A 13,057-nucleotide genomic window follows, 5' to 3' on the forward strand; every position below is an offset into this window, starting at 1 on the left:
CGTGACGAAACCCAAGAAGATAGCCGCCATCATCGTGGCCGGGCTGTTCGTGTACCTGAGCCTGTACACCTGGAACCTGCGTACCGGACACCTGGACGCCCTTTCCAGCTACACCGGGCTGGACCTTGCCGGTTGGATCATCAGGCCAGGACAGTGGGTTTCGGAGCAGGTGACCGGTTTTTGGGACCGCTACGTCTATCTGGTGGGCCTCAAGCAGGAAAACGATCAGCTCCGGGCCGAAAACGCCAAGATCAGGCTCGACAATCTCATGCTTATGGACAGGGCCGGTTCAACCGAACGGTTGGAGCGGCTTCTCCTGTTTCAGCCCATCCCGCAGTGGGAGGCCCAGGGCGCGCGCATCGTGGCCCACCGGCTCGGGCCCGCCACGAGCCTGGATACCCTGACCATCGACAAGGGCAGCCTGTCCGGAGTCGAGGCGGACATGCCCGCCATTTCCCTGGATGGAGTTCTCGGCCGCGTCCTGCGCACCGGGGCCTCCGCATCCCACGTGCTGCTGCTTTCCGACGGCAACAGCCGTATCGCGGTCATGGGCAGGGAGAATCGGTCCCAGGGCATTCTTTTCGGCCAGGGCCGGGGCGAGCCCCTCAGGATTGAATACATCAACCTGAACTCCGCCATCGAGCCGGGCGAACTGATGATCACCTCCGGGCTTGCCGGCATCTACCCCAAGGGATTGCCCGTGGCCCGCGTCACCGGGGTTTTCCGATCCGATATCTCCTTGTTCCTGACCGTGGAGGCCGAACCCCTCGTGGACGTGGACAGCCTGGAGGAGATCCTGCTGCTCAAACGTTTGCCGGTCCCGGAACAGGGAGATGCCAATGCAACGGCCGCAGGCTAACATCACCGCCATCGCCTGGTGGCTGGCCTATACCGTGGCGGCGGTGTGGGCCCAGAAGCTGGTTCCCGGAATCGATTTTCTGGCCCCCGGGCTGGTGCTTTCCATGCAGGAGCGCCCGGGCTGGCGCACATTGGCGCTGGCCTGCTTCTGGTGCCTTCTGCTGGAGGGCATGGGCAACATGGCCTTCGGGTACGCCTTCATCTGGTATGGGCTGCTGGCCTTGTTCTATCTCGCCGGGCAATGGCTTTTCGAAGCCCGGAGCATTCTGTTCATGTGCCTGCTCGGTGCGGGGCTCGGGGTGCTGCATCCCGTGCTCATTCATTCCCTGGCCACCCTGCAGGGAATGGCCTGGCCCCTCAAGCGGGTGATCTGGGAGGGGGTGGCCCAGGCCGCATCATTTCCCGTGGTCTGGCTGCTGGCCAAACGCATGCTTCCCAAGAGGTTGAGGCAAGATGACGTATACGTTTGACCAGAGCAATCAGGAGCCGCCCAAGCAGGGTCTTCTGTTGCTTCAGATTCTCATTCTCACGCTTTTCTGCGTCTTTGCCCTGCGTCTCTGGTATCTCCAGATCCACCGGGGTGAGGAATACGCCGCCAAGGCCCGGGAGAACCAGCTTCGCCAGGAGGCCATTTTTGCGCCCCGGGGGCTTATCCGCGACCGCAACGGCGAACTGCTGGCCGTGAACGAGCCCGCCTACGCCCTGGGGCTTGTTCGTGAGGACTGCAAGGACATCGACGCCACCCTGGAGCAGGTCGGTCGCTGGACCGGAATTCCCGTAAAGGACCTCAAGGCGGTCTATCAAAAGGGTCGGAGGCGGGTGAAGCCCTTCGAGCCCCTTATCCTGGCGCCGGACCTGACCTTCGAACAGATGGCGATCATCGAGGCCAACCAGCTGCACTGGCCGGGCCTGGAGATCCGGATTCGTCCCCGCCGTCAGTACAAGTACGGGGTCATGATGGCCCACCTGCTGGGGTATGTGGCCGAGGCCAACGAGTCTGAAATGTCCAAGGACCCCGCCCTGGCTTTGGGCGACGAGGTCGGCAAGCAGGGGCTCGAGTTCATGCTCGAGCAGCAGTTGCGCGGCGCCAAGGGGCTTCGCCAGTTCGAGGTGGACGTGAACGGCCGCAAGCTGGATGAACGGGTGCTCAAGAAGCCCAAGGCCGGGCACGAGGTGGATCTGTCCATCGATCTGGGACTGCAGCAGCTCGTCACCGACTGGCTCGAGGGAGAGGCCGGGGCCGTGGTGGTCATGGATGCGGATACCGGTCAGCTGCATGCCCTGGTCAGTTCCCCGTCCTTTGACTCCAACGCCTTCAGCTCCGGGCTGAGTACCGAGCAGTGGAACACGCTGCGCGACGACCCCATGCACCCGCTGCAGAATCGGGCCATTCAGTCCGTGTATCCGCCCGGGTCGGTCTTCAAGCTGGCCATAGCCGGTGCAGGGCTGTCTAACAAGATGGTGGACATTCACGAGACGGTTTTCTGCTCTGGATCCCTCAAGCTCGGCAGGCACGTTTTCCGATGCTGGCGCAGGGGCGGGCACGGCAAGGTCAATTTCGAGCGCGCCCTGGTGGAGTCCTGCGATGTGTATTTCTACAAGCTGGGCAAGAAGCTGACCGTGGACCGCATGAGCGAGTTCGCCACGGCCTGCGGCTACGGCGTCAAGACCGGCATCCAGCTTCCTCATGAAAAGGCGGGCAATATCCCCACCCGCGAATGGAAGCGCCGCCGCTTCGGCGAGCGCTGGCAGGGGGGGGACGACCTGAACATGGCCATTGGTCAGGGGTACACCCTGGTTTCGCCCCTCCAGGTGGCCCGGTTTGTGGCGGCCATGATCAACGGCGGCAAGCTGCTCAAGCCGCAATTGCTCAAGGACGACAAGGTCGCGGTGCTCAGCCAGGTGCCCCTGAGCGACGGCGAGCGGGCATTGATCAAGAAGGCCATGCGCAATACGGTTGATGGACCGCGCGGCACTGCGCGCAGGCTGCGCACCAAGGGCGTGGATGTGGGCGGCAAGACCGGCACGGCCCAGGTGGTGCGCCTCACCGATGAGCTCAAGAAGCTCAAGGACGAGGAGATCCCCTACAAGTATCGGGACCACGCCTGGATGTGCTCCTATGCGGAAAAGGACGGGCGCAGGTTCGCCATCGCCGCCCTGGTGGAGCATGGGTTGCACGGTGCCTCCGGGGCCGGGCCCGTGGTCAAGGCGGTCATCGAATATCTCTTCAACGGCAAGACGCTGAAACGGCCGCCCAAAAAGCATTAGGCGGGGACGCAAGCATGGCATTCGACAGACGGCTTCTTTTCTACATCAACTGGCCCCTGCTGGGCCTGACCCTGTTGCTGTTCTTCTGCGGCGTGCTCAATCTGTATTCGGCCAGTGGATTCCGGCTCGAAGACGGCATGAGCGTGGCCCCGTTCTACCAGAAACAGCTTATCTGGGGCCTGCTGGGCATGCTCGGCATGCTGGTGATCATGCTTATCGACTACCGTCATCTGCGCACCCTGGCCTGGCCCCTGTTCTGGTTTACCTGCATCACCCTGGTGGCCGTCTTCTTCATGGGCAAGACCATCTACGGGGCCAGACGCTGGCTCGACCTCGGATTCATGAATTTTCAGCCCAGCGAGATGGCCAAGATCTGCATCCTGATCATCGGCGCGCGCATTCTGTCCAAGGAGCCGGACAGACTCAATTTCATCCGCCTGGCCTATGTGGTGGGCATCGGCCTTATTCCCGCGGGTCTGGTCATCAAGCAGCCCGACCTGGGGTCCGGACTGACCATATTAATGATATTGGGCGGCATGATTCTCTTCCACGGCATGACCGGCCGCGTGTTCAAGACCCTGCTGATCACCATCCCGGCCCTGCTGCCCCTGTCCTGGTTCGTGCTGCACGATTACCAGAAGCAGCGCATCCTGACCTTCCTGGACCCCACCAAGGATCCCCTTGGCTCGGGCTACCACATCATTCAATCGGAAATCGCCTTCGGGTCCGGACGGTTCTGGGGCAAGGGCTTCCTGGAGGGCACCCAGTCGCAGCTCCGTTTTCTGCCCGAAAAGCATACCGACTTCGCCATTGCCGTGTTCGGTGAGGAATGGGGCTTTGTGGGCACCATGATCCTGCTGGGCCTGTTCTGCGTGTTCCTGTACCAGATGGTGGTCATCGCCCGCGAGGCCAAAGACCTGTTCGGAAGCTATCTTGCGGCGGGTGTGTTTTTCTATTTCTTCTGGCAAATCCTGATAAATATGGGTATGGTACTGGGGCTAATGCCGGTGGTGGGCATCCCGCTTCCCTTCATCAGCTACGGGGGCAGCGCCACCCTGGTGAACTTCTGCTTGGTCGGGCTCGTGCTCAATGTGTCCATGCGAAAGTTCTTGTTCAAGCAGTAGTCACGGCAGTTTGAGAAAACGGTCACAAATTCGTTGCGAGGGAAGCAATGGCCAGAGATGAAATAAACGCCTTTCTCGGTACCGGAACCAACTACAACGGCAAGCTTCATTTTCAGGGGGCGGTGCGCATAGACGGCAACTTCAATGGCGAGATCCAGTCCGACGGAACCCTTGTGGTTGGCCAGGAAGCCATGGTTGACGGTCAGGTGCGCGTGGGGCAGCTCGTGCTCTCCGGAAACATCCGCGGCGATGTGGAAGCGGCCGACAAGGTGGTGCTGCACAAGACCGCCAATCTCCAAGGCAACATCAAGACTCCCAGCCTGGTGGTGGAGGAGGGGGCGATCCTCGAGGGCACCCTGACCATGGGAAAGGTCGACCTTGTTGCGCAATCAGATTCCGAATTGGACTAACCTCCCGTACATAAAGATTATTTTTTTGATAAAGGCTTGTGTCATTGCTGAAAAAGGCTTTGACACAAGCCTTAAAATTAGGTATTCGCCAATGACTTTGCGCTAAAATTCACAACCTCACTGGGGGCAGAAGCTTATGATTGATATTCATCCATTGGGGCTACTGATTCAGGCCATTAACTTTTTGGTCACCCTGGTTGTGCTCAACTTCCTGCTCTTGAAGCCGGTTCGCGGCATCATCCGCAAGAGAAAGGAACACATGGCCAGCCAGCTGAGTCAGATCGAAAAGTTTACCGCCGACGCAGATGGCAAGCTGAAAAATTATGAGGAGCAGCTTGCCGTGGCCCGCAAGGACGGAAACGAGATTCGAGCTCAGTACAAGGACCAGGCGACCGTCGAGGAAACCAAGCTGCTCTCCGCCGCAGGCGAAGATGCCGCTTCCACCCTCAAGGCCGCCCACGCCGAGATCCAGAGCCAGGTCAAGACCGCCATGGATCAGCTGAGCAAGGATGTCGAGGCATTTGCGGCCAAAGCCACGGACAAGATTCTTGGCCAGGCGTAACAGACGTTCTAAGGAGGGTTTCGTTTTGAAACGGGTGCAAATGATTCTCGCGGTCGCCGTCTGTATTCTGGCGGGTGCTGCGGTCGCCCATGCAAGTGGCCATGGTGGAGGCGTCACCGAGGACCAGTTGTGGAACTACGCTTGGCGTGTTCTCAACTTCGTCGTTGTGGTGGCCATCCTCTGGAAGCTCGCAGGCAGCAAGATCAAGGATCTGCTCGTGGGGCGCCAGCAGGAAATCAAAGAGAATTTGGATGATCTCGCCGTTCGCCAGGCCGACGCTGAAAAGAAGCTGAAGCAGGTCGAGCAGAGCATCGCCAACCTCTCCCAGGAAAAGCAGGCGATCTTGGATGAGGCCGAAAAGCAAGGTGTGGCTTTGAAGGCCGCCATCATCGAAAAAGCCGAACAGGACGCCGCCCAGATTCGCGAGCAGGCCAAGAAGACCGCCGCCAATGAAGCCGCCGGGGCCGTGGAAGCAATCCGCGCCGAGGTGGCTGATCTCGTTGTCAGGGCAGCCGAGAAGATCGTGCAGGAAAAGCTGTCGGACGCCGATCACGACAAGCTCGTCGATGAATACTTAACCAAGGTGGTGCTCAATTGACCGGGAACGTAGTCGCGCGCCGCTATGCCAAAGCTCTCTACGCCGTCGGTGAAAGCCAGGGCGAGACCGCAGCATACGGCAAGGAACTGTTGGAACTGGCTGGAGCCCTTCGGGGAGCGCCGGATGCGATGCGTTTTTTCCGCAATCCGCTTTTCAATGCGGAGGAAAAAAAGGCCGTATTGAAGCAGCTCCTGGAAAAACTGTCCGTCAAGCAGATGGTCGTGAACTTCTGCAACCTGCTCGCCGACAAAGGCCGGTTGGAGGAACTGCCCGCCATTGCTTCTGACTATAAGAAAATGCTTGATGAAGTATCGGGCATTATCTCCGGCAAACTGGTGACCGTGAAGCCCATGGACGCTGCCCGCCAGGCAGACATCCAGAAGCGTCTGGAAAGCCAGACCGGCAAAAAGCTGGAGCTGGAATTTGCCGATGATGCTGAGATTCTCGGCGGCGTTGTTCTCGAGATCGGGGACAAGGTCCTGGATGCCAGCCTGAGGGCTCAGTTGCAGATTTTGAAAGAAAATATCAAAAGGGGTGAGTAGGGCCATGCAGATCAAAGCCGAAGAAATCAGCAAAATCATTGAGGACCAGATTCAGAATTACGAGTCTCGTGTTGAAATGAGCGAGACGGGTACTGTCCTGTACGTTGGTGACGGTATCGCCCGTGTGCACGGCGTCCAGAACGTCATGGCCATGGAACTCCTCGAGTTCCCCGGCGGCCTGATGGGCATGGTTCTGAACCTGGAAGAAGACAACGTTGGTGTCGCACTGCTCGGCGACGATACCGGCATCAAGGAAGGCGACCCGGTCAAGCGTACCGGCCAGATCTTCTCCGTGCCGGTGGGCGACGCAGTCATGGGCCGCGTGCTGAACCCGCTGGGTCAGCCCATCGACGGTCTCGGACCCATCGATTCCAAGGAAACCCGCCCGGTGGAAATGAAGGCCCCCGGCATCATTCCCCGCAAGTCCGTTCACGAGCCCTGCTACACCGGTCTCAAGGCTGTCGACGCCATGACCCCGGTCGGCCGCGGCCAGCGCGAACTGATCATCGGTGACCGTCAGGTCGGCAAGACCGCCGTCGGCATCGACGCCATCATCGCCCAGAAGAACACCGACGTGCACTGCTTCTACGTGGCCATCGGCCAGAAGAAGGCCCAGGTCGCCCTGGTTGCCGACATCCTGAAGAAGCACGGCGCCATGGAATACACCACCATCATCTCCGCAACCGCTTCCGAGCCCGCACCGCTGCAGTTCATCGGCGCCTACTCCGGTTGCACCATGGCGGAGTTCTACCGCAACAACGGCAAGCACGCCCTCATCGTATACGATGACCTTTCCAAGCAGGCCACCGCTTACCGCCAGATGTCTCTGCTGCTCCGCCGTCCTCCGGGACGTGAAGCATTCCCGGGCGACGTCTTCTACCTCCACTCCCGGCTCCTCGAGCGCGCCGCGAAGATGGACGACAAGTACGGCGCAGGTTCCATGACCGCACTGCCGGTTATCGAAACCCAGGCCGGTGACGTGTCCGCGTACATCCCGACCAACGTTATCTCCATCACCGACGGTCAGATCTACCTGGAGCCCAACCTGTTCAACGCAGGTGTCCGCCCCGCTATCAACGTCGGTCTGTCCGTTTCCCGCGTCGGCGGCGCCGCGCAGATCAAGGCCATGAAGCAGGTCGCCGGTACGCTGCGTCTGGACCTCGCCCAGTATCGCGAACTGGCCGCATTCGCCCAGTTTGGTTCCGACCTGGACAAGGCCACCCAGCAGAAGCTGAACCGCGGCGCACGCATGGTGGAACTGCTCAAGCAGCCCCAGTACCAGCCGCTGCCGGTCCAGGAACAGGTCGTTGGCCTCTACGCCGGTAGCCGCGGATTCATGGATGACGTTCCGGTTGAAGCCATCCAGAAGTTCGAGCGTGAACTCCTCGACTTCATGCGTAACTCCAAGTCCGACATCCTCAAGGATATCGTTGAAAAGCAGGCTCTGGACGAAGACATCGAAGGTCGTCTGAAGGCTGCCATCGAAGAGTTCAAGAAAGGCTTCAGCGCCTAAACTTAAGGAGTTCTCATGGCTTCGTTAAGGGACGTCCAAAACCAGATCGTTGGCGTCAAAAAGACCAAGCAGATCACCAAGGCCATGAACATGGTGGCCTCGGCGAAGCTGCGCGGCGCCCAGGAGCGCATCGAGCGCTTCCGGCCCTACGCGCAGAAGTTCTACGACATGCTTGGTGATTTGGCTGCCGGCGCTGATGAATCGGTTCATCCGCTGCTGGAAGTCCGCGAGGAAATCAGGAGTGTCGGCATCCTTGTCGCCACCTCCGACCGCGGTCTCTGCGGCGCATTCAACGGCAACATCATCAACAAGGCCCTCAAGCTCGCAGCCGCCAAGGCCGCCGAAGGCAAGTCCGTCAAGGTCTACTGCCTGGGCAAGAAGGGCAACGACGCATTCCGCAAGCAGGAATACGACATAAAACGCGAAGAGCGCGATGCAATGAGCTCCTTCGATTTCACCCTGGCAGCCAGCGTGGGCGACGAAATGATCCGCGACTACATTGCCGGTGAGCTCGACGAAGTGCATCTCGTTTTCGGTGAGTTTGTCAGCATGGCCAAACAGCCTGCGGTCAGCCAGCAGATTCTGCCCATGGCCAATACCGAGGGTGAAGGTGAAGGCGGCGGCGAGTCCGGCGACTACATCTACGAACCTTCCGTGGAAGGTCTTCTGGCTGAGCTGCTGCCTCGTTTCATCAAGGTCCAGGTCTATCGCGGCCTGCTCGACACTTCGTGTTCCGAACACGCCGCCCGCATGGCGGCCATGGACAACGCCACCAAGGCGTGTGACGAAATGACCGAGTCTCTGACCTTGCTGTTCAACAAAACCAGGCAGGCCGCAATTACTGCGGATCTTATGGACATCGTCGGCGGCGCGGAAGCGCTGAAAGGATAAAAGGGGGCTATTAAGCTATGGCTAACGTAGGAAAAATCGTCCAGGTTATCGGCGCCGTTGTTGACGTCGAATTTGGCGAAGGAAACCTGCCGAACATTCTGACGGCACTGCAGATCAACAACCCGAACAACCAAGACGCTCCCGACCTGATCGTCGAAGTTGCTCAGCACCTGGGCAACAACGTTGTCCGCACCATCGCCATGGACGCTACCGAAGGTCTGGTCCGCGGCATGGATGTGATCGACACCGGCTCTCCCATCTGCGTTCCGGTCGGTGCAGGCTCCCTGGGCCGCATCATGAACGTCGTGGGTCGTCCCGTGGACGAACTGGGTGAAGTCAAGTCCGACAAATCCCTGCCCATTCACCGCTCGGCACCCGAGTTCACCGAACAGAACACCAACGTGGAACTGCTCGAAACCGGCATCAAGGTCGTCGACCTGCTTATCCCGTTCCCCAAGGGCGGCAAGATGGGCCTCTTCGGCGGCGCAGGCGTCGGCAAGACCGTTATCCTCATGGAAATGATCAACAACATCGCAAAGCAGCACGGCGGTATCTCCGTGTTCGCGGGTGTTGGTGAGCGTACCCGTGAAGGGAACGACCTTTACCACGAAATGAAAGAGGCCGGCGTTCTGGAGAAAGCCGCGCTTATCTACGGCCAGATGAACGAACCTCCGGGAGCCCGTGCTCGCGTCGCTCTGACCGCTCTGACCTGTGCGGAATACTTCCGTGACGAAGAAGGCCAGGACGTGCTGCTCTTCGTCGACAACATCTTCCGCTTCACTCAGGCAGGTTCCGAGGTGTCCGCACTGCTCGGCCGCATGCCTTCCGCGGTGGGTTACCAGCCCACTCTGGGCACCGACCTCGGTGGCCTTCAGGAACGCATCACCTCCACCAACAAGGGTTCCATCACCTCGGTCCAGGCGGTTTACGTCCCTGCGGACGACTTGACCGACCCCGCACCGGCAACCACCTTCTCGCACCTTGACGGCACCCTGGTTCTGTCCCGTCAGATCGCCGAGCTGGGCATCTACCCCGCGGTGGATCCGCTGGACTCCACCTCCCGCATCCTGGACCCCAACGTCCTGGGTGAGGAACACTACTTCACGGCCCGCGAAGTGCAGCAGGTCCTGCAGAAGTACAAGGACCTTCAGGACATCATCGCGATTCTGGGTATGGACGAACTGTCCGACGACGACAAGCTCACCGTTGCCCGCGCCCGTCGCATTCAGCGCTTCCTGTCCCAGCCGTTCCACGTCGCGGAAGTCTTCACCGGCGTTCCCGGCGCGTACGTCAAGCTGGAAGACACCATCAGGGCGTTCCGTGATATCCTCGACGGCAAGTACGACGACCTGCCGGAACAGGCCTTCTACATGTGCGGTGGCATCGAAGAAGCCATCGAAAAGGCCAAGCAGTAGGGAGATAGCCAATGGCTAATACCGTGAAGCTTGAGATTGTCACTCCTGACCGGAAAGTGCTCTCCGAAGACGTCGAATATGTCGGCGCTCCCGGTGCGCTGGGCGAATTCGGTATCCTGCCGAACCACGTGCCCTTCCTTTCCGCACTCGGCATCGGCAATCTGTACTACAAGCTGGGCGGCAAGACCTATTACGTCTTCGTTGCAGGCGGCTTCGCCGAAGTGAGCAACAACAAATGCACCATCCTCGCGGAAGTTGCAGAAATGGCTCACGAAATCGATGTCGACCGCGCCAAGAAGGCCGTTGATAGGGCTGAAGAACGCGCCCGGCAGACCAAGGAAAAGCTCGACTTTGCACGCAACCAGGCAGCACTGCGCCGCGCCATGTCGCGGATGAGCTGCCAGCGTAGCGGCAAGGATGCAGGCACCTGCTAATTCCTGTCGAGACCAAGAACACCTAAACACAGCAGCGGACCGGCTTTGCCGGACCGCTGCTGTTTTTTGTGCGTGCACCTCCATTGTCCTTTGGGGCGAATGAGGGTATTCGATTCTGTGAAAATGAACCAGGGGTCCTTTGACCGCTCAGCTCGAAAACGGATTCAGTGATGACCAACACCATATCTGCACTCATTCTCGCGGCCGGAAAAGGCACGCGCATGTATTCCAGCCGGCCCAAGGTCCTGCAGACCCTGCTGGGCGAGCCCATGCTCCTGTATGTCTACAAGGCGCTGGAGCCTGTGTTCGGCGAACGCATTCACACCGTGGTTGGCTTCGGGGCCGACCAGGTGGAAGCCGCGTTCCCGCAGCGCAGGGATAATTTCGTGGTCCAGGCCGAGCAGCTCGGTACGGGCCATGCCCTGCAGGTGGCCTGGGACAAGGTTGCCGGGAGCGGGGCCGAATACTGCATGGTCATCAACGGCGATACCCCCCTGGTCACCACCGAGGCCGTGGAAAAGCTGATTTCCCGGGCCGGCAGGGCCGATCTGGCCTTCATGTCCATCAATCCGCCGGACCCGGCCGCCTTCGGCCGCGTGGTGCGCGACAAGGACAGTCTGGTCAAGGCCATTGTGGAGGCCAAGGATTATGATCTTTCCGTGCACGGGCCCGTCACCGGCGAGGTCAACGCCGGGATCTACCTGCTCAGGCTTGACGCCGTTGGCCCGTTGCTGGACGGCCTGCGCGCCGAAAACAAGTCCGGCGAATACTACATCACCGACCTGGTGGGCCTGGCCGTGGAGCGGGGGCTCAAGGTCGAGGGCGTTTCCTGCGGCGCGGACGTGAATCTCATGGGCATCAACAGCCCTAGGGAACTCATCTCTGCGGAGCAGACCCTGCGCCGCCGCATCGTGGACGATTTCATCGACCGGGGCGTCATGATCCACAATCCGGACACCGTCATCATCGGGCCCGATGTTTCCATCGAGCCGGGGGCGGAGATCTTCGGACACGTGGAAATCTACGGCCGGTCCGAAGTGAAGGCCGGAGCCCTGTTGGGATCCTACACCTATATCATCGATTCGACCTTTGCCCCTGGCTGCGAGGTCCGGCAGTTTTGCCATGTCGAAGGGGCCGAGGTTGGTCCCGACTGCCAGGTGGGCCCCTACGCCCGCCTGCGTCCCGGCGCGGTGCTCAGGGAGCGCTCCCGCGTGGGTAATTTCGTGGAAATGAAGAAATCCGAGCTGGGGGCGGGCTCCAAGGCCAGCCACCTGACCTACCTGGGCGACGCCGAGGTGGGGCCGGGGGCCAATGTCGGGGCGGGCACCATCACCTGCAATTACGACGGCAAGAACAAGTTCAGAACCATCATCGGCGAGGGCGCATTCATCGGCAGCAATACCGCCCTGGTGGCTCCGGTGACCGTGGGCAGGGACGCCCTAGTTGCCGCTGGGTCCACTATTACCAAAGACATTCCGGACGAATGGACGGCCATTGCGCGCGGCAAGCAGACCAATCTGAACCGCAAGATGAAGAAGTCTTGATTTCACCCAATAGAAGGATTAGATTTGAATTATGGATATGGTAACAAGACTGGAAGAAAAGTTTGACCAGTTACTGAAAAAGATAGACGAATTGAAAAACGAGAACCAACACTTGAAGGAGGAGTTGGAACTTGAGCGCGGCTCAAGAGGGGAAGCGATGGAGCGCCTGGAGGCGTTGCTCCAGCGCATCGAGGGCGAACTGGAATAGCGAGATAAAGCAATGCCGCGGTACACCCTGTCCCTGATGGGCCTTGAAATATCGTTCAAGACAGACGCCACTGCCGACCGTGTGGAGGCAGCCAGGCAGCTTCTGGAAGAGCGGTATACGGATTTGAACGAGAACGCGGGCGACCTTAGCAAAGAACGGTTGCTCACGTTTCTGGCCCTGAGCCTGGCTGATGATTATTTGGTGAATCAGTACAAGCTCAGCGCTTTGGAGGAGAAGATCGGAAAGATCTTGGAAAAAGCCCCGTAGGCCCGTACCGATCATAGGATGGGGCCAAAGGCGGGGAGAGCGGCTGAAAACCCTGGGGAGCGCGTGATTGACCTGTGAGGTTATTGAGCCAATACCTCTTTAAAGGGCGATGATTCCAGTGCACCGGTGTGCATGCCCGGCTAGTTCCGGGAAGCCTGATGGGGCACGAATCGAGCCCACCTGGACATACCAGGTTCAAAACTGACGGCAACACGGCCCTCCCGGGGATACCATACACGTCCATCGCATCCGGTCGGGGAGAGATGCGAAATGGCAGGCCTTTGGGGCCGAACAGACGGCAGAGAGCCGCTGACTTCCCGAGTCCATACGAACACCGTATTTTCTTCGCCTCTTGTTCAAGTCCGGCAAGAGTGCGCTTTGTTGCGTGCTTTTTACGGAACATGAACACCAAGGCGTCAACAG

At 59.7% G+C, this 13,057-nt stretch carries 15 protein-coding genes and 1 other RNA gene; all 16 read left to right on the forward strand.

Features of this window, described 5'->3' with window-relative positions:
• The first annotated feature begins 1 nt into the window (after position 1).
• The 16 genes from mreC to ssrS all read left to right on the forward strand — a co-directional run bounded on the left by mreC (position 2) and on the right by ssrS (position 12,866).
• The gene (mreC, locus tag FGL65_RS04180) at positions 2 to 859 is read left to right on the forward strand and encodes a rod shape-determining protein MreC (protein ID WP_147819803.1); all 858 of its coding nucleotides are present in this window, start codon (positions 2 to 4) and stop codon (positions 857 to 859) included.
• Complete coding sequence (locus tag FGL65_RS04185) at positions 840 to 1,328, forward strand: hypothetical protein (RefSeq protein WP_250645569.1); 489 nt, start codon at positions 840 to 842, stop codon at positions 1,326 to 1,328. Before mreC ends, FGL65_RS04185 begins: the two co-directional genes overlap by 20 nt.
• Positions 1,312 to 3,126 carry a penicillin-binding protein 2 gene (gene mrdA / locus FGL65_RS04190; protein ID WP_147819805.1) on the forward strand — a complete coding sequence of 605 codons (1,815 nt, stop codon included), beginning with the start codon at positions 1,312 to 1,314 and terminating at the stop codon, positions 3,124 to 3,126. The genes FGL65_RS04185 and mrdA overlap by 17 nt, the downstream gene beginning before the upstream one ends.
• 14 nt (positions 3,127 to 3,140) lie before the next feature.
• Positions 3,141 to 4,250: a rod shape-determining protein RodA gene (rodA, locus tag FGL65_RS04195; protein WP_147819806.1), complete on the forward strand. Its 1,110-nt coding sequence runs from the start codon at positions 3,141 to 3,143 to the stop codon at positions 4,248 to 4,250.
• Between the two features lie 47 nt (positions 4,251 to 4,297).
• Positions 4,298 to 4,660 carry a bactofilin family protein gene (locus FGL65_RS04200; RefSeq protein ID WP_147819807.1) on the forward strand — a complete coding sequence of 121 codons (363 nt, stop codon included), beginning with the start codon at positions 4,298 to 4,300 and terminating at the stop codon, positions 4,658 to 4,660.
• 136 nt (positions 4,661 to 4,796) lie between these two features.
• Positions 4,797 to 5,222, forward strand: a complete 426-nt coding sequence (locus FGL65_RS04205) for a F0F1 ATP synthase subunit B (protein ID WP_147819808.1) — start codon at positions 4,797 to 4,799, stop codon at positions 5,220 to 5,222.
• Positions 5,223 to 5,256: 34 nt separating this feature from the next.
• Entirely contained in the window at positions 5,257 to 5,820 is a 564-nt protein-coding gene (atpF, locus tag FGL65_RS04210; protein WP_431830893.1) for a F0F1 ATP synthase subunit B, read from the forward strand.
• Positions 5,817 to 6,362, forward strand: coding sequence for an ATP synthase F1 subunit delta (atpH, locus tag FGL65_RS04215; RefSeq protein WP_147819809.1), 546 nt, complete (start codon positions 5,817 to 5,819; stop codon positions 6,360 to 6,362). The genes atpF and atpH overlap by 4 nt, the downstream gene beginning before the upstream one ends.
• A 4-nt stretch (positions 6,363 to 6,366) precedes the next feature.
• Positions 6,367 to 7,875, forward strand: coding sequence for a F0F1 ATP synthase subunit alpha (atpA, locus tag FGL65_RS04220; protein ID WP_147819810.1), 1,509 nt, complete (start codon positions 6,367 to 6,369; stop codon positions 7,873 to 7,875).
• Between the two features lie 15 nt (positions 7,876 to 7,890).
• Entirely contained in the window at positions 7,891 to 8,766 is an 876-nt protein-coding gene (locus tag FGL65_RS04225; protein ID WP_147819811.1) for a F0F1 ATP synthase subunit gamma, read from the forward strand.
• A 17-nt stretch (positions 8,767 to 8,783) separates the two neighbouring features.
• Complete coding sequence (gene atpD, locus FGL65_RS04230; protein ID WP_147819812.1) at positions 8,784 to 10,181, forward strand: F0F1 ATP synthase subunit beta; 1,398 nt, start codon at positions 8,784 to 8,786, stop codon at positions 10,179 to 10,181.
• Positions 10,182 to 10,192: 11 nt separating this feature from the next.
• A complete protein-coding gene (locus FGL65_RS04235; protein WP_147819813.1) occupies positions 10,193 to 10,615 on the forward strand; it encodes a F0F1 ATP synthase subunit epsilon in 423 nt (140 codons plus the stop codon).
• Positions 10,616 to 10,785: 170 nt separating this feature from the next.
• Positions 10,786 to 12,159, forward strand: a complete 1,374-nt coding sequence (gene glmU / locus FGL65_RS04240; protein WP_147819814.1) for a bifunctional UDP-N-acetylglucosamine diphosphorylase/glucosamine-1-phosphate N-acetyltransferase GlmU — start codon at positions 10,786 to 10,788, stop codon at positions 12,157 to 12,159.
• 31 nt (positions 12,160 to 12,190) lie between these two features.
• Entirely contained in the window at positions 12,191 to 12,367 is a 177-nt protein-coding gene (locus tag FGL65_RS18155; RefSeq protein ID WP_187170531.1) for a hypothetical protein, read from the forward strand.
• A 12-nt stretch (positions 12,368 to 12,379) separates the two neighbouring features.
• Positions 12,380 to 12,634, forward strand: a complete 255-nt coding sequence (locus FGL65_RS04245) for a cell division protein ZapA (RefSeq protein ID WP_147819815.1) — start codon at positions 12,380 to 12,382, stop codon at positions 12,632 to 12,634.
• Positions 12,635 to 12,680: 46 nt separating this feature from the next.
• A non-coding RNA gene (gene ssrS, locus FGL65_RS04250) (6S RNA) lies at positions 12,681 to 12,866 on the forward strand.
• Positions 12,867 to 13,057: the final 191 nt, after the last annotated feature.

The sequence above is a fragment of the Salidesulfovibrio onnuriiensis genome, from assembly GCF_008001235.1.
GTDB classification, from domain to species: domain Bacteria; phylum Desulfobacterota; class Desulfovibrionia; order Desulfovibrionales; family Desulfovibrionaceae; genus Pseudodesulfovibrio; species Pseudodesulfovibrio onnuriiensis.